The organism is Streptomyces cyaneofuscatus (assembly GCF_042718795.1).
Classification (GTDB): domain Bacteria; phylum Actinomycetota; class Actinomycetes; order Streptomycetales; family Streptomycetaceae; genus Streptomyces; species Streptomyces cyaneofuscatus_A.
The window spans coordinates 1-16,082 of sequence record NZ_JBHXOX010000057.1; the positions used below are offsets into that span (position 1 = coordinate 1).

13 protein-coding genes and 5 pseudogenes are annotated in these 16,082 nt (G+C 62.1%); 14 read left to right on the forward strand and 4 right to left on the reverse strand.

Annotation, left to right across the window (positions count from 1 at the left end; all coding sequences use genetic code 11):
- Positions 1-276: hypothetical protein (locus tag ACFWRT_RS36895; protein WP_381121433.1), on the reverse strand; the 276-nt coding region annotated here is incomplete at its 3' end.
- Positions 277-384: 108 nt separating this feature from the next.
- Between ACFWRT_RS36895 and ACFWRT_RS36900 the strand changes: the two are divergent.
- The 5 genes and pseudogenes from ACFWRT_RS36900 to ACFWRT_RS36920 all read left to right on the forward strand — a co-directional run.
- Positions 385-483: pseudogene (locus ACFWRT_RS36900) on the forward strand (amino acid ABC transporter permease); the annotation flags it as partial.
- 536 nt (positions 484-1,019) lie between these two features.
- Positions 1,020-2,081 carry an IS630 family transposase gene (locus tag ACFWRT_RS36905; protein ID WP_380955842.1) on the forward strand — a complete coding sequence of 354 codons (1,062 nt, stop codon included), beginning with the start codon at positions 1,020-1,022 and terminating at the stop codon, positions 2,079-2,081.
- A gap of 64 nt (positions 2,082-2,145) precedes the next feature.
- The gene (locus ACFWRT_RS36910; RefSeq protein WP_380955843.1) at positions 2,146-2,874 is read left to right on the forward strand and encodes a ZIP family metal transporter; all 729 of its coding nucleotides are present in this window, start codon (positions 2,146-2,148) and stop codon (positions 2,872-2,874) included.
- A gap of 208 nt (positions 2,875-3,082) precedes the next feature.
- Entirely contained in the window at positions 3,083-4,321 is a 1,239-nt protein-coding gene (locus ACFWRT_RS36915; RefSeq protein ID WP_380955844.1) for an IS701 family transposase, read from the forward strand.
- A gap of 171 nt (positions 4,322-4,492) precedes the next feature.
- A pseudogene (locus tag ACFWRT_RS36920) lies at positions 4,493-4,823 on the forward strand (hypothetical protein); the annotation flags it as partial.
- Between the two features lie 967 nt (positions 4,824-5,790).
- Here the strand turns inward: ACFWRT_RS36920 and ACFWRT_RS36925 are convergent.
- Positions 5,791-7,311, reverse strand: a complete 1,521-nt coding sequence (locus tag ACFWRT_RS36925; protein ID WP_380955845.1) for a long-chain-fatty-acid--CoA ligase — start codon at positions 7,309-7,311, stop codon at positions 5,791-5,793.
- A 347-nt stretch (positions 7,312-7,658) separates the two neighbouring features.
- On the opposite strand from ACFWRT_RS36925, the pseudogene ACFWRT_RS36930 reads away from it, so the two are divergent.
- The 3 genes and pseudogenes from ACFWRT_RS36930 to ACFWRT_RS36940 all read left to right on the forward strand — a co-directional run bounded on the left by ACFWRT_RS36930 (position 7,659) and on the right by ACFWRT_RS36940 (position 10,100).
- Positions 7,659-8,451, forward strand: a pseudogene (locus ACFWRT_RS36930) (enoyl-CoA hydratase/isomerase family protein).
- A 182-nt stretch (positions 8,452-8,633) separates the two neighbouring features.
- Positions 8,634-9,389, forward strand: coding sequence for an alpha/beta fold hydrolase (locus ACFWRT_RS36935; protein ID WP_380955855.1), 756 nt, complete (start codon positions 8,634-8,636; stop codon positions 9,387-9,389).
- 219 nt (positions 9,390-9,608) lie between these two features.
- Entirely contained in the window at positions 9,609-10,100 is a 492-nt protein-coding gene (locus ACFWRT_RS36940) for an NUDIX domain-containing protein (RefSeq protein WP_380955847.1), read from the forward strand.
- A gap of 221 nt (positions 10,101-10,321) precedes the next feature.
- On the opposite strand, the pseudogene ACFWRT_RS37670 reads toward ACFWRT_RS36940, so the two are convergent.
- Positions 10,322-11,127, reverse strand: a pseudogene (locus ACFWRT_RS37670) (ISAzo13-like element transposase-related protein); the annotation flags it as partial.
- Positions 11,128-11,167: 40 nt separating this feature from the next.
- Here ACFWRT_RS37670 and ACFWRT_RS36955 point away from each other — a divergent pair.
- From ACFWRT_RS36955 to ACFWRT_RS36965, 3 genes are read left to right on the forward strand one after another with little or no spacing between them, the layout of a single operon-like run.
- Complete coding sequence (locus tag ACFWRT_RS36955) at positions 11,168-11,479, forward strand: helix-turn-helix domain-containing protein (RefSeq protein ID WP_380955848.1); 312 nt, start codon at positions 11,168-11,170, stop codon at positions 11,477-11,479.
- 33 nt (positions 11,480-11,512) lie between these two features.
- A complete protein-coding gene (locus ACFWRT_RS36960; RefSeq protein WP_380955858.1) occupies positions 11,513-11,701 on the forward strand; it encodes a helix-turn-helix domain-containing protein in 189 nt (62 codons plus the stop codon).
- Complete coding sequence (locus tag ACFWRT_RS36965) at positions 11,698-12,153, forward strand: IS630 family transposase (protein WP_380955850.1); 456 nt, start codon at positions 11,698-11,700, stop codon at positions 12,151-12,153. The genes ACFWRT_RS36960 and ACFWRT_RS36965 overlap by 4 nt, the downstream gene beginning before the upstream one ends.
- A gap of 95 nt (positions 12,154-12,248) precedes the next feature.
- Here ACFWRT_RS36965 and ACFWRT_RS36970 read toward each other — a convergent pair whose 3' ends face one another.
- Positions 12,249-13,361 carry a hypothetical protein gene (locus tag ACFWRT_RS36970; protein ID WP_380955852.1) on the reverse strand — a complete coding sequence of 371 codons (1,113 nt, stop codon included), beginning with the start codon at positions 13,359-13,361 and terminating at the stop codon, positions 12,249-12,251.
- Between the two features lie 816 nt (positions 13,362-14,177).
- Here ACFWRT_RS36970 and ACFWRT_RS37675 point away from each other — a divergent pair.
- From ACFWRT_RS37675 to ACFWRT_RS36980, 3 genes and pseudogenes are all read left to right on the forward strand, one after another.
- Positions 14,178-14,838, forward strand: a pseudogene (locus ACFWRT_RS37675) (transposase family protein); the annotation flags it as partial.
- On the forward strand, positions 14,825-15,337 hold the full coding sequence (locus ACFWRT_RS36975) for a hypothetical protein (protein WP_380955853.1): 513 nt from the start codon (positions 14,825-14,827) through the stop codon (positions 15,335-15,337). The pseudogene ACFWRT_RS37675 and the gene ACFWRT_RS36975, both read left to right, overlap by 14 nt.
- A gap of 336 nt (positions 15,338-15,673) precedes the next feature.
- A partial coding sequence (locus tag ACFWRT_RS36980) for a helix-turn-helix domain-containing protein (RefSeq protein ID WP_380955860.1) occupies positions 15,674-16,082 on the forward strand: 409 nt, incomplete at its 3' end.

Consider the following 16,082-nt stretch of genomic DNA (forward strand, 5'->3'; position numbering starts at 1 on the left):
AGCGTCCTCATGCCGGTCTGAGATCCAGACGCCGATACCTGCGCGCGCGCAGGTATAAGGGTCCAGGCCGCCGAGGTCGCACCAGTTGAGCCAGAAGGTGACGTAGGTGCGGTAGTGGCGGCGGGCCTCGGCCGAGAACGCGCCGGAGGCCAGCTTGTATACGCCGCCCTCAGTGGTCCAGGCGGCGAGCTGCAGATAGGCGTCGTGGGCGTCGTCGCACGGGGCCGGACGGTTGGGCGCGCAGTCGGTCGAGTGGCGGTGCAGGGCGTTCGTCACCCCGGAACTCTACGCTCTAAGTGTGGTAACGGACCTTGGTTCCCTTGTCCGGCTCCCTGTTTGCCGCTGAGCACGGACTCCTCGCGAATGCCTCTCGGATCGAGACCCGCCACCTGGGTGGCGCGAAGGCAGCGGCGCAGTCCGAGGACGGAGGCGGTGGGGGTGGCCCCGGGAGAACCGGGGACGCTGCTGCCAGGAGGGCAGTAGCCGGGCCCTGCCCGCCCGGCAGCAGTCGGTGATCACTTCTCGCGCAGCGGGACCGAGAGATGACTCGGGTCCGTCGAGGGCGAGGAGAAGGTCAGCTGCGCGCCGGTCGGGTTGGCCTGAGTTCGCTTGACTCAGCTCTGGTTAGCCTCGATGAGCAAGATCCTTTCCCATTCTTTTCCCATCCGTCTCCCACGGCGGCAAGGGGCGGGCCGACGAGGTTGGGGACGTCCCCGCCGGCCCACAGCCGGTCGAGCGACCTATGTGCCTGCGCGGCGAAGGGGGGCGGCTTGATAGAACGCCGCCCGCGGGGCCACCACGGAACTCGGGAGCATCCGTGCCCGACTCGAGCCTGTCCCGAAGGATCCTGCCCACGGCAGATGAGCGTTAGAGCGCGATCCACCGGATTCGGTGCCCAAAAGACTGTCCGAATGGCTGTGAAAAGAGTGCTTGCATCATCGGACGACATGCGCAACTTAGTTTTGAGCGAATTATTTATTTATACGAAACGCTTGTGATTCTGGGTCGTTGAGCTGGGTGTGAGCGATCTGGTGGAGGACGCGCGGCATCTGTCGCCGTCGGCGCAGGAGGCCTTGCGGCTGCGAGCGGTGGCCGCGTTGGTGGCGGGGCAGGGCCGTGAGGACGTGGCGGCGGTGTTCGGGGTGTCGCTGAAGGCGGTTGACGTCTGGTGGGCAAAGTGGCAGGCCGGCGGGCGGGAGGCGCTGGTCATGCGGCCGCGCGGCAAGCCGGTCGGCGTGCACCAGGTGCTCGGGGAGACCGAGGAGGGTGCGGTGCGGCAGGCCGTCCTCGATCACCGGCCCTGTGACGTGGGCCTGAGCGGACAGCTGTGGACGCGGCGGCTGATCGGTGACCTGATCGCGAAGCTGTACCGGGTGCGGCTGACCGAGCCCGGCGTGGGCAAGTACCTGAAACGGTGGGGGCTCTCGTTCCAGCGGCCGGACAAGCGGGCCGTCGAGCAGGACCCGGAGGCCGTCCGGCGCTGGCACGAGGAGACCTGGCCGGCGATCCGGGCAAAGGCGAAGAAGGACGGCGGCGAGGTCCTGTTCGCCGACCAGGTCGGCACCCGCTCCGACCAGGTAACCGGCCGCACCTGGGGTGAGAAGGGCAAGACGCCCGTGGTGCGGCGGAGCGGAAACCGGTTTTCGGTGAACGCGATGTCCGCGATCAGTACCAAGGGCCGGATGCACTTCATGGTCTTCGTCCAGAGCTTCACCGCCGAGGTCATGTGCCGCTTCCTTGACCCGCTCGCCGGTCACTTCGACCACAAGGTCCATCTCGTGGTCGACGGGCACTCCGCCCCCCGCTCCAAGAAGGTCCGTGACTGGCTCGCCGCCCACTCCGACGACATCGAGCTGCACTTCCTGCCCCCGTACTCGCCTGAACTCAACCCCGATGAGTTGGTCAACGCCGACCTCAAGCACAGCCTGCCCAAGCAGCACCGAGCCAGCGACCAAGCTGAACTCGCCGCCGAGCCCCGCCGCTTCTTCCGCCGACGTCAGCATCAGCCACACGTCGTCCGCGGCTACCTCGGCGGCCCACACGTCCGTTACGTCCTGGACGAGAACCCCATGAGTTTCTGATCAATAGTGCATTGCCGGTTTTGACCTATAGCGCACTAAGTGCGCTTCTTCGTGGAGGTGCTAGATGGCAGTATTCTTGGCTTTCTGCGCAGCGCTCATGACGGTGTTCGGTGGTTGGGTGGCACGCAAGGTATCCGATCGTAGACACCTTGTTCTTGGCCTTGCTGGTGGGCTCATGCTTGGTGTGGTTGGTTTCGATCTGCTTCCTGAAGCCTTAGCGGCGACAGGCGCCGACTTGTTCGGCGTACCAGCGGCTTTGTTGCTTTTTATCGCAGGTTTCCTAGGGGCCCATTGCCTGGAGAAAATCCTTGCGGATCATCAATTGATGCACGGAAGCTTAAAAGAGGGGCAAAGGTCACCGCAGATGGGTATCGCCGCTGCGGCAGGCATGGTCGGGCACAGCGCCATAGATGGCGTTGCAATCGGCGGAGCGCTACAGCTGGGTGGAAGCGTAGCAACCACTGTCGCCATCGCGGTTGTTGCACACGATTTCGCTGACGGGTTCAATACCTACACTATCACAAGGATTTATGGTAACCAACGAAGGAAAGCCCTCAGAATGCTCGCCTTGGATTCGCTGGCACCAGTCGTTGGTGCTTCATCGACCATGCTATTCGAAATCCCGAAGGGGATTCTCGGGGGATACTTGGGTTTCTTCGCTGGAGTGCTTCTCTACATTTCTGCGACCCAAATTCTCCCGGAGGCGCACCACCATCACCCCGCTCGTTTGACGCTGCTCTGCACTATCGTTGGAGTGCTCTTCATTTTTTTTGTTATGGGAGTTGCCAACTAGTTCTGGTGCGCGACTTCTTGTATGTCCTGTTCGTGGGCTTGCCCGTGAGATGTTGGCGAGCTCCGACGAAGCGCCATTGAGGCTCAGGACGCCCTTATTCAGCTCATGCCTGTGCAGACCGCTACAGGCACGCGCCAGACGATGCAGAACCACTAGTAGTGCTTCGTTACCTTGAGTGATCTTGCCTGGTGGTGGGCATCTTCGAGGTGTGAAGCTGGGGGATGTCGAGCGACTCCGTGGCGAGTTGGCGGAGTTCGTAGGTGATGTGTTCGGGTCGTTGCCGCGGCAGGATCAGCGCCGTTGGGGTGCGTGTTATCTGCGCGGTCTGATGCTGGACGGGCGGCGTAAGTCGATCCAGCCGATGGCCCAGCGGTTGCCGGACGGGAACATGCAGGCACTGCAGCAGTTCGTGAACCAGTCGCCGTGGGATCCGTTGCCGGTGCGGCGGCGGATCGCCCAGAGACTGTCGGAGATGATCAGACCTCAGGTGTGGGTGATCGACGATGTGTCGTTTCCCAAGTGCGGCCGCGCCTCTGCCGGGGTGGCCCGCCAGTACTGCGGAGCACTCGGGAAACGGGCGATCTGCCAGGTCGCGGTCAGTGTCCATGCCGCCACCGACACTGCGTCGTGTCCGTTGGACTGGCAGTTGTATCTGCCCCGGGAGTGGACGGACGAGCCGGACCGCTGCCGGCGGGCCGGGGTCCCCGACGACGTCGTGCACCAGGAGAAATGGCGCCTCGCGCTCGGGCTGCTGGACAACGTGAGCGAGTGGGGGCTCAAGGCCCCGGTCGTGGTCGCGGATGCGGGTTACGGCGTCAGCACCCCCTTCCGCCATGGCCTGGAGGAACGGGGCCTGTCCTACGTGCTGGCGCTGACCGGGAAGGAAGTCGCCCACGAGGTGGACATCGAGCCGCACCAGCCGGATTACGGAGGACTGGGCCCACCGACGCTTGCCCGCTACCGGACGGCGCCGCGAGCACTTACCGTCCACGCTGCCGAGGCTGCCGCCGCCGACCACTTCGCTGAGGTGGCCTGGCGGCAGGGCAGTAAAGGCACGATGACCTCACGGTTCGCGGTCCTGGCTCTTCGGGCGGCGGGCAAGCAGTCAATCGCCACCGCCCAAGCGGCAGGCGGCGGACGCAACCAGTGGAACGGCGTCCTGCCCCCGTCCACCGTCGTGGTCGAATGGCCCGCGGGCCAGGACGGGCCCACGGGTTACTGGATATCGAACCTGCTGCCCGAGACTCCCGTTGCCGAGCTGGTGCGGTGGGCGAAGATGCGCTGGCGCATCGAACACGACTACCGCGAACTCAAGCACGGCCTGGGCCTGGACCACTTCGAGGGACGCACCTGGCGCGGCTGGCACCACCACGTCACCCTCGTCACCGCCGCCCAGGCATTCCTCACCCTCAGGCGGCTCGACCCAAAAGTCCCAACGCCGGCCTGACTCTCTACCAGGTCCTGGACGTTCTCCAGGACCTGCTGAAGGGCTGGACCGGCACCTGCACCACCTGCAACCGTACCCTGCCCCGCAACCGAAGCAGACGCAGAACCTAACGAAGCACTACTAGAAGCGGACCATGCGCGTCCTCGCGGTCGCTGCTCCATAGCTGCGCACCACAGCGGACGCGCGCGGGCAGGCCTCCAGCTGACCGCGCGCTGCCAGGGCGTGACCGTCATGCCCTGGCAGCGCCCACCTCAACTGCGGCATGATCACCCCGCACCGCACATGACCCCGTCGAGCCCTGCTGCCGGGCGAGCAGGCCGACAGCGCCGCCCGCCGCAAGGTCCGCGCCCCGGTCGAGCACGCGATTGGCTGGATGAAGAACTACAAGATCCTCCTTGACTGCCGGCTCCACGACGACGGTCCCCATCACGTTGTCCAAGCCATCGCCCCGATGCACAACCTCGCCCTCACATCAGGACCAGAGTGCCGTCACGGGTTCTGACCTGCTGGCACGTCGTGCTCGCGGTGGAAGCCAGTCCGTGGCTGCGTTCGGAGGGGCCGACCAGCGCCGAGCGGCTGTTCTGCCACGTCTATGAGCGTGCGAAGAACACATCGCAGCTCAGGCCTTGCTCCTTCGTGGCCGAGCTGGAGTCCGCTCGCACCTCGTGGGCGGCGGTGCTGGATTGACCACGACCGCGGCCTCCCCGTGATCGAAGTGACGCTGATCCGGCTGCAGGTCGACCACCTCCCTGGTGGCCGTGAACCCAAGCCCGTCTGGCTGTGGTTTTCCCGCGCCGGCGCCACTGTCCACGACATCGACCATCGCTCGCAGGCATTCCTCCGTCGATCCGAACTCGAACAGATTTTCGGACTATTCAAGCGGACCCTCAGCTGGGCCCGCCCGAAGATCCGCATACCTGAAGTGGGAAAAGCTGTACGTGATTGGTCATAACCGCCCACACCCGCTTTGGCTCGCCCGCCCGCTGAGGATCTGCGGCCATGGGGAGAAGCCCGCCTCACCCGGACGACTCACCCCGTCGGGAGTCCGGCGAGGCTTCAGGAGCATCCGTGCGAAGGCGCTCCTCCTGCCCAGTGCGCCGACAACTGGAAGACCTGGCCCAGGCCGACCGCTCGGCTCTGCCTACCGGCAGAAAACACCGGTCTGTAACGGGGGCAAGGCCGAGCTGCTTGATCTGACGATCAAGGAACGACGAGCGCATGGAGCAGGGAACGTTAACCCCTGCCCGCGTCGCTGGCCCACCTGCAACGGAGCATCCGTGAAGACACAGCAGAGGAGCCGGAGTGCCCCCCCCGAACCGTGGGCACCGTGGAGCAAAGTCAGGCCGCGTCTGTGGCAGGGCGGGCACTACGGACGACGCCGTCCAAGCCATCGCCGGATTATTGTCCCAACAACAGACCTTAGACCGAATTTTGGCTCAGCAGACGTGAGTCACGAGCTCATTAGACAACTATCCCTGCCGATATCGCTCTCGTAGCTCCGCCTTCAGTACCTTGCCAGCGGCTGACATGGGCATTTCCTCAACCACGTCCAGTGACCTCGGTACCTTGTAGCGCGCCAACAACTTTGCGCAATGGTTGCGTAGTTGTCCCAGCGTCAGCTCGCAGCCCGGCGCCAGCTTAACTACAGCGTGCGTCCGCTCACCCCACCGTGTGTCGGCTACCCCAACGACCGCGCAGTGGGCCACAGCTGGATGTAAGGCGATGGCGCTCTCTACCTCGGCGGAGTAGACGTTCTCCCCGCCGGATATGATCATGTCTTTGAGTCGGTCCACCACGTACAGGTAGCCGTGCTCGTCCAGGTAACCGCAGTCTCCCGTGTGCATCCAGCCGCCGCGTAAGGCCTTTTCCGTTTCGCGTGGTTTTTTCCAGTATCCCAGCATTACGTGGTCGCCACTGACCACTATTTCGCCCACGACACCGGGGGGCACTGCGGCACCACCCCGTCCTATCACCCTGAGGAGGGCGTGCGACACGCACTGGCCTGCAGATCCTCTGCGTTCGGGGTCGTCGTGGTCAGCGTCTTGTAGAAGGGTGGCGTGCGGTCCTAGCTCGGTCATCCCGTAGCCCTGAACCAAACGAGTTTGCGGAAGTCTGATGCGGGTGCGTGTGATGAGCGCGCCTGTGATGGGCGAGCCTCCGTACATGAGCAGGCGCAGGCTAGAGAGGTCGTATGAGTCAGTGCCTGGAGCATCGACGATCATCTGGATCATCGTCGGCACCAAAACAGTGTCCGTGATCCCCCGATTATGGATAGTAGCCAGGACTGTCTGGGGATCGAAGGAGGAAAGTGTGACGCAAGTAGATCCGATCTGGATGGCGTGCAGTGCGGCTGAGAGAGAGGCCAAATGGAAAAGTGGCGCGCTAAGCAGTAGCACTCCGGGCGAGTTGATCTCTGATGCTGCAGAGAATCCTAGCGAGGAGATCGCGAGGTTGCGCTGGCTGAGCATGACGCCCTTGGGGAATCCGGTAGTACCGCCCGTATAGAAGATCCCTGCCAACGCGTCGCCTCGCCGCTGAGCATCAGGGAGCGGCTCGTCGAGAAATTCATCTAGCCGCTCTGTGTCCTTTGGTGGCTTGCCCTCGCCGATGTACACGATATTCCGCAACCCTTGACGAGCCTCTTTTAACTCTGTAGCCATCTCGGCGAAGGCGCCGTCCACAAAGAGTATCGCAACGTCGGCTTCGTGCAGGGCATACTCGATCTCTTTCACGCTCCACCGGGTGTTGAGTGGCACGAGCACGGCATCGGCCCAAGGCACGGCGAACATCACAAGCAAAAAGCGATCCGAGTTTGTGGCAAGAATTGCCACGCGGTCGCCCGGCTCAGTCCCGCGCGCTCGCATACCTCCCGCAATCCGAGCGATCTTCTCAATTCCTTGCGCGTAGGTGAGCACGCGTCCGGCGTGTTCAGTGAACGGGCGATTAGGGTCTCGCTGGACGAGGCGGTGCAGACCCTGCGTTAGGTACATAATGTCTCCTCCGCGCGGGCTGCGAGCTTCGACTGGCGCGTGCCACCGACTCGTCCCGCTCTTCACCGGATATACCACATGCAAGGAATGATCGGAAGCAAGTGCTGTGCCAAAATTGGCCAAGGAGGTGCTTTCCAAACTGCTCTCCCCGGGTGGCGGCTCATAGCTGGACATTATGACGCGCACACGCGAGACCGCAATGGCTGAAAACCGCTCATCTGAACCAAGTCACAAGCCTTTTAGGCGCAGGAGAGGTTTGAACCTGAAGGCGCGACGGAAGCCATTCAGGTATCGCGCCTATTTAACTCCACGTACCCGGATGACTAGGTGCCCCATAGGGGGCTTTCATGAGCGACGCCGTGCTCTATGAGTTGAACGGTGGCCTCGCGAAGATCGTGCTGAATCGCCCAAAGGCGATGAACGCGCTGAACCGCGAGGCTAGGACTGCCTTACTTGATGTAGCGCAGGCTGCTGCCAACGACCCAACAGTGCGTGCGGTGTTGCTCACTGCGGTCGGCGACCGAGCGTCTGGGTTGGGCACGACCTCAAGGAACACATGGCCTCGCCGGCGGCTAAGCAGGAGGATGGCGAGAGGAGCACAGTTCGGGAGCACTACAACCCATCGTGCGGACATTGACGGGGATGCCCAAACCAGTTGTAGTCGCTGTGAACGCCGTGACGGCCGGTGCCGGATTGCGCTTTGCTCTTTGCGCCGACTACCGGATCGCTGCGGACACGGCCTCGTTCATCACTTCGTTTAGCAGCATCGCGCTTACCGCCGACTCCGGTGTGTCTTGGACGCTTCCGCGGTTGATCGGCCCCAGTAAGGCCTCAGACCTGCTGCTATTCTCCCGCTCAGTCTCCGCACCTGAAGCTCTTGAGCTCGGCATGGTGCAGCGGGTAGTATCGGCATCTGACCTGGCCGACGAGGCGAGCGCGGTCGCTCACGCGCTCGTCGATGGACCAACATTGGCCTCCGCAGCGCTAAAGGAGTCACTGGCGTTCGGCGCCGCTCACTCTCTCGATGAGACCCTTGAGAAGGAAAACGATTTGCAGAGCCGCGTGAGTAGATCCGAGGACCACGCTACCGCGCTGAATGCATTCGTTGCTAAGCACAAGCCGATGTGCCGTGGGCATTAGTAGCCCTTGCGTCATACCCAGAGGTTCGGGTTGGGCTGCAAAATGATCCGCTTTGCTTTTAGATACCTCAATAAGTTTTTCGCTATTTCACACTCCTACAAGCCACGGAGCGAAAAATTCCACTCGTTCGCGTTAATGATATTGACCTCTCCTACCGAATCTATGGATCCTCGGGGCCTGCGATAGTAGCTGTATCCGGCTTCTTCCCCCCACGGGCTTGGGATCATTCTGTCGTTCCCTCCTTAACGTCGGCTGGATATCGGGTCGTGACGTTTTCGCACAGGGGAATGCCGCCGAGCCATGTCTCGCGTGGCGGATACACGATAGAACAACTGGCAGATGACTGCGTCGGGCTCATGCTTTCTCTTGGGTTCTCCAAATTTTTTGCCCTCGGGGCATCTATGGGAGGGCTAATCGTGCAGAGAATGCTCCTGTCGAACCCTGACCCAGTTATAGCCGCGGCATGCATTAACGGGATGGGCAATTACAGCGCAGCGGGTAGAATTCTCGTAGAGGCGAATTTTGAGCTTTGCCGTCTTGAAGAGACGCCTGCAGCGTTACACCGGCTTATTTCCTACATGGGTGTGCAATGCCCTCAATATAAAGAGAATCCCGAGTTTTACAATAAAATGATAGGCGCAATGACAAAGGAAGGGTTGCCGCCCTTGCAGGGGCGAATAGGCCTTTCGGGGGCGCTTGTGCACTGGGGTCAGACTGACCACATGGCTGAAATCGCGGATATTTCGGTTCCGTGCCTGGCGCTCGGTTCAGTTCACGATCACATTTTTCCCTCCAGTTTAATCTTGGAATATTCCCGGCTTGCTGAGGCTATCGTCTATCACGAGCTATGTAAATCGCCGCACATATTCTTCCTGGAGGCGCAGGAGGCGCTTGCTCCCGTATTAGATTTCTTTTCGGGGCAGCTGAAGGAGGCTTAAGGCTGCTCAGTCGTATCTGGCTGAGGGGCATCTGTGAGTAAGGCATCCGTGGGCGGTTGTGCCTCCGTGCAAAAGAAGCTGTCCTTCGGGATGGCTCTTGGCGCCGAAGCTGACGAGTAAAGTGCAGTGAATGGGAAGGGCTGTGCGAGATTTCTGCCAATTCGAATCTTCGAGTGTTACAAACGAGACGGTCGCGCGCTATTAAGGATGAAGGCGAAGATGACTAAAGCAAGCCTGCGCCACTCGGTTCGCGGCGTTATACTCAATGACAAAAGGCAAATTCTGATGCTCAGGCATGATCTTCCCGATCATGTTATTTGGGCAACTCCCGGTGGTGGGATCGAAGCTGGTGAATCGATGGAGACAGCTTTACGTCGCGAGCTGCGTGAAGAAATTGGTTTAGTGCTGATTGAGACCCCAGTGCCCGTATGGCATCAGTTACTGCGTGGGCCTGGATTCCTGGAAGGGTATGAGAAAATTGTCCAGGACTATTTTCTCGTGCATACCTCCACTTTCTCGCCGTGCGGTACCTTATCGCGAGACGAGCTGGCAGTAGAGTGGATCGTTGGATTCCGCTGGTGGAGTGTATCGGAGATCGCAGATTACAGGGGTCCTGACCTGATCAGACCTACCGGACTTGCCGGTCCGCTTTCAGCGCTCATAAATGGTGACATACCTACTCGGCCCCTGATCCTTGAGGGGAATGTCTGATAGCGGTGAAGCCGCGAAGTATTCTCTATATGTCAGTCGGTGTGCGAAACGAGCGGTGGAGGCGGGGATGTAAACTCCGTTGGCGTCCAGGAGCGGGCGGACGTCCGCGGCGCGGCTGATAATCCTGGCGATGGTGTTGAAGCGTCGGCCCAGAAAGTCGTCGCCCCGAGTTTTCGCAGGTGAGTACGGTTGGGCCCGGGGCGGCTGAGTTGAGCATGGGCTTGCGCCTGTGCCAGGGGTGCGTTCTTGGCCCATCGAGATGCGGAGTACTTGCTCGCCTTGTATCTCCATCGCTTGCGTCAGCACGTCGACGAGTTCGTCGAACTCTCGGCGCGTTATCCCGGTCAGGTTTGGGACCTGTAGCCAACGCTGTGTGAGGCGAGTCGGTTTGGCCGCCAGGGCCTCGTCCTGTGCTGCTGATGGCCCTGTCAGGGGCGCGAGGGCTGGAGGGTGTAGTTCCAGTCGCCGTGGAAGGGGTGGCGGGCGATGCGATGGGCAGGGCGGCGATCTCGTCGTCGCTTGTGCGGATGTCGGTGGGGGTACTTACCGCTGTCCATTGCGGCCCGAACGGTGAGCCGGCGCTGCTGATGGCCGCGGCGATGTTCTGGAGCTGGCTTCGTGGCTGGTCAGGGGCCTGTCACGCCAGTTCATGGTGGCGGCCGGTGCTCGATCTTGTTCCACTTCAAGGTGCCGGGCGAAAGGTGACACACCGCGATCTCGAGACCGGTTTCGCCGGTGAAGTCGGCAAGCCGTATTCTCCGGCCCGGGTGCGGTAGCCGTCGGAGCCGCCACCGTCAGCTGTGATCAGCTGCCGGCGGGCGCCGGGGCAGCCTGTCGCCAGCGACGGATTGAGGCGATGGAGAACGTCGCCATGTCGTGATCGGTGGTCATGCTGACCCAGCCGGTGTTCGCCGTCATGTCCCAGATTCCGTAGGGAATTGCATTGGAGGCCTGGCCGGCGAAGACATGTGTTCCCCCTCACAGGCTGTCCTGCTTGGTGCCATACGTCCCCGGCGTTCCTGTAGTCGCTATTGATCCGAAACGCTGGTCAGGCTCGTTGATGGTACGTGAGCGATCTGGTGGGGGATGCGCGGGCCTGGTCGCCGGATGCGCAGGAGGCCGCGCGGTTGCTGGCGGTGTCCGCGCTGGTGGAAGGCCAGGACCGGATGGAGGCTGCCGCCCTGTTCAAGGTGTCGGTGAAGGCCGCGGACAACTGGTGGGTGAGTAGGCAGGCCGGAGGCCGGGACGCACTGCTGTCCCGCTCGCGAGGCCGTCGCGTGGGCGAGCACCAGGGCCTGTCGGAGGCCGAGCAGGCTGCCGTCCGGCAGGCTGTCCTCGATCACATCCCCTCTGAACTGGGACTTTCGGATCAGCTGTGAACGCGGGGGCAGATAGGCGAGCTGATCTTCAAGCTGCACGGGGTCCGGTTCACCGAGCCCGGGGCGGGCAAGTACCTCAAGCGTTGGGGGCTGAGCTTCCAGCGTCCGGACAAGCTGGCGGTCGAGCAGGATCCGGAAGCGGTCCGCGTCTGGCGCGAGGAGACCTGGCCGGCGATCCGGGTCAGGGCGAAGGCGGAGAACGGGGGAAGACCTCTTCGGTGACCAGGTCGGGATCCGCTCGGACCAGGTCACGGGCCGCACCGGGGGCGCCAAAGGCGACGCTGGTCGTCCGCCGGACCGGGAACCGGTTCTCCGTGAACGCGATGTCTGCGCTCAGCACCCGCCGCCGGATGCACTTCATGGTCTTCACCGAGTCGTTCGACGCGAAGGTGATGTGCCGCTTCCTCGCCCGGCTCGTTGGGCACTTCGACCGGAAGATCCACCTGATCGTCGACCGGCACTCAGCCCACCGCTCGAAGACCGTCCGGACATGGCTCCCCGACTACCAGGACCGGATGGAGCTGCACTACCTGCCCTCGTACTCACCCGAGCTGAACCCCGACGAGCTGGTCGACGCCGACTTTAAACGCCGCCTGCCCCACACCCACCGCACCAGGAACCAGGCCGAACTCGCGGCCCAAACCCGAAGATTCTTCCACCGCCGACAACGTTAACCACACATCGTCCGCGGCTACTTCGGCGGCCCACACGTCCGCTACGTCCTCAACGAGAACCCTTTGAGTTTCTGATTAATAGGAGCCTCTGTAGCTCACTGGAACTGCCTCGTACCGCGCATCAGAAGAAGGGCTGTCACCCGCTCCCTGAGGTCGACAGCCTGAGCTTGTCTGGGATAGCGCGAGAGCTGTCGCTTTAGTTGATGCAACGCGAAGTCAGCCTGAGTGGAGTGTAGATGAGGATATTTTTCGAGGAATAGCTCTGCATGCAACATGGCGGCTTCGACGTGTCCGCACTTGAGGTGCAATTCCGCCAAGCGAGCCTGAGTAAGAGCTAGGGATTTTCTCTGTTCGGCGGCACGGTAAGCTGCGGATGACGCCAACGCGTTGAGAGCTCCGTTGGCCTCGCCAAGTGCCTCGAGGCATTGAGAGCGCTGGTACTCCAGCGCAGCACGAGGGTAGTAGCCGAAGGGATCGTCCGTGCTCGACGCTCGTGCATGATGGTTCTCAGCGCGGATCAAATCAGCGGATGCACGGTGCCTGTCGCCCGTGACAGCGTAGGTGTGAGCGCGCTGAGTGAGCAGGAATGACGTGGTCGAGGGATTATCGTGAGCCATCGGGATTTCAACGGCAGCTTCGGCGAGATGCAGCGCGTACAAAGGATGGCCAAGCCTTAGGGCTTGGGCGCTCATTGCGCGCAGTGTAATAGCTTGTAGATGCGGGGCTCGGGCCTCGCGAGCGAGGTGCAGAGCGCTATGGAAGTAGCTCTGAGCTAAGCCGTAGTGACCTGAATCGTCGTTCATCATGGCGAGTAAGTGGGTCAGTTGGGCGGCGCCGGCCAATAAGTCGGAGCGCACCTGAGCAGACGCTGGGGCGCGAAGAGAGTGTCGTACCTGGTCGTTAAGGTAGGTGGTGAGCATTGAACGTACGTGCCCGCCTCCATGGCGTTCGACGAGCGAGGCGAATGCCTGTGTCATCTGGCCTAGCGCGAGTGCATCATATTCCGAGACCTGAATGTTCACAGACGAGACTTCCGCATCGCCCGGCTGGGTAGTGGGGCGCCGGATTTCATCGACGGCATAAGCCAGGATGCCTGTGACAGCCGTGGTAGTGACGGTATAGGCAGCCTTTGCCAGGAACGCTCGCCGCTCTGAGTCGGTCTCGGCGATAAGCAGATGCAGAAGACGGCGCACAGGATCGGCCTCCACCGGCGGAGTGTAACGAGGCGGCACCTGTCCTGGCGGGGGCCGGGACAAATCCGCCTCTCGAACGGTGATCAGTCGGCCGAGACGCTCACTGAGCGCAGCTGCGATCAACTGAGGGACCGGATGGCGGGGGCGGGCCCCTGAGAGCCAGTGTCCCACCGCTGTCCGGTCGTACCGTAGCGTCAGACCCTGTGCTCTGCCCAGAGTGTTGACAGCACGAGCCAGCGCCTGTCCGTTCCAGTCAGCCTCTGCGAGTAGTGCCGCCAGCCGCCGGTTTGGGGCGGAAGCCGCCATCGTAGGTCCCCTTTGCCGAATCTTGTGCGTTAGTGGGTGTCCACTAGGACACATTCAGTTACGAAGTCACAGCAGACGGGATAGCGGTACGCGCAATGCGCAGGGAATGATCTCATTCGATGTCGATTGCTGTCACAGCTTGTAGCCACAGGCTTGGCCAAGCACCCCGCCACGAAGTAGCCCTCGTCTTGCATTCTTGACATGTGCCCTGCGTGATGACTCTTACGCCGCCATCCACACCGACAGGTCTTGACCATGGCTGAAGGCTGTCGGGAGTGTTTTAGCCAGTCCACAGCCACACCGTCCGAGCTGGGCCTTCTTCCTCCCTAGCCCTTCTGCTCGGATATGTATTGGCTGAATGCACGTCCAGCGATTTCACGGTTGAATATGCCTGCAGCCTAACCTTTTTGCGCTTGCACCCAAGCAAGCGGATAGTACCGAGGCGTCACGATGCGTGATCCAGAAGGATTTCGTGTTGGTATTTCTCCGGAAGGTCATGCGTGAGCAGGGTAGGGGCTTGGCTGGGGCCGCCCCTGGTGTCCTACGCTGGCGGACCGGGTTCTGCCGGCAGGTGTCTACTACTGGACCAGCCTCACGATGGCAGCTCGCGCGTTTGTTCGGGGTTTCGCCGGCCACCGTGCGCCGGGTCATCCATCGGCTGCCCCCGCCCTTGGCGAGCGATCCGGCTATCAGCCCGGCTGACGCCGTGGACCGGCTGTGAACGTGGTCGGTGCCCTGATCACGACCCGAGGCCAAAGGGTCGGAGTCTCCTCACGCACCTATCACTAGACTCCTGATCGCAACGGCCTGCCCGGTGCCCGGCACCACTGCGGACGCGCAAGCCTGGCGGGCCTCCGGCCTGGCGCGCACCGCCAGGACGTGACCACCTTGGCCGACGGCGCCTACCTCCACTGGGGCAGGGCTAACCCGTACCGCAAACGACCCCGACGGGCCCTGCCACCGGGCGAAAAGGCTGACAACGCGGCGTACCGCAAGACCTGTGCCCAGGTCGAGCACGTGATCGGCCCGCTGAAGGACTACAGGTTCCTCCTCGACTGTCGGCAATACGGCGACGGTCTCCACTACGTCGTCCACCATCGCTCCGATACACAACCATGCCTTTCCGTATGATCCACACGAGACTAGTGCTGCATCAGACAACGTTCGCCCTCTTGACCGAGCCTGAGAACTCGTCCACGCGCGCTCCTCGGCAGCAGTTGTCGGTAGCCAATGTGATGCTGACGCCGACAACTCCGCTCCCAATGATCATTCAGGGGTTCGGGATGAGTGAACAATCAAGGTCTACCCTGTCTTGGGTCGACTTCGACGCCGCTTGGTGCGTGTCCGACCTCGGCAAGTACCGTGCCTGCCAATACACCTATGAGCGCTACTCCCTTGCGAGTCTGCCGCCGCTGGACTCCAGGCAGTTCACGGGTGCCTTCCGATGGCTCGGGGACGCTGGCGACCTCATCCCGCGGCAGGTCATGAAGCTCAATGGGCTGGCAAGGGATCTGGCCGCCAGGGGCCTCACCTTGCCGCAGGATTTCGTGACGTTCCAGACCACCGAGAATCTGTACGGCTCGCTGGACGATGTTTCGGTAACTGGGTGCTGGACAAATCTCTCAGACCCGCTGCCCAGTCTCGTTGAGCCCGATGCCTTCCTGGTGCGATTCTTTCGGGACTAGCAGGACTGCGTCATCTGGTACCTCTACCTCCGCCCGATGAGCGAGGCATTCGTGGTGTACTCCGACCTCGACTACGAGTTTGAGTACGAGGCGCGGCGCGATGGGTAGGAGACGAAGGCCGATCTTGAGGATGCGGAGGAGCAGAAGGCCGCGATCCTTTGGTGTGCGCCGTCATTCGAGGAGTTTGCCCATCGGTTCTGGATCGGGAACCGCCTCTGGCATGCGGTCAACGACCGTGAACCGCCACTGCTCGGGCCGCAGCTGCAGGATTACTTGAATCACTACGCGCCGCCTGGAGCTCCCGTGTGACCGCGCATTGAGCGAGATCCTATGCTGGTGCCAGAGTGTGTACGGGTTCGTGAGATCGATGACGACGAGGGCCGGCGGCTACTGCGGATCATCCGCAGGGGCACCGGGTCGGTGGTGACCTGGCGGCATGCTCAGATGGTGCTGCTGTCCGCGCAGGGCATGCCGGTGGCGAGGATCGCAGAAGTCTCGTTCACCAGCGACGACCGGGTCAGAGACGTGATCCACCACTTCAACATGGACGGCTTCGGCTCGCTGTATCCGAAGTATTCCGGCGGCTGGCCGAAGACGTTCACGTTGCCGGAACGCCGTGAGATCAAGAAGATCGCCAAGTCCAAGCCGATCGAGCACGACCTGCCGTTCTCGACCTGGAGTCTGACCAAATTGGCGGACTTCCTGGTAGCGGAGGGGGTGGTCGACGACATCAGCCACGAGGGTC

What these genes read in the sequence shown, in the direction of transcription:
- ACFWRT_RS36910 (WP_380955843.1), top strand. Translation starts at nt 2,146, where the DNA reads ATGGCAGTATTCTTGGCTTTCTGCGCAGCGCTCATGACGGTGTTCGGT.
- ACFWRT_RS36925 (WP_380955845.1), bottom strand. Translation starts at nt 7,311, where the DNA reads ATGTACCTAACGCAGGGTCTGCACCGCCTCGTCCAGCGAGACCCTAAT.
- ACFWRT_RS36940 (WP_380955847.1), top strand. Translation starts at nt 9,609, where the DNA reads ATGACTAAAGCAAGCCTGCGCCACTCGGTTCGCGGCGTTATACTCAAT.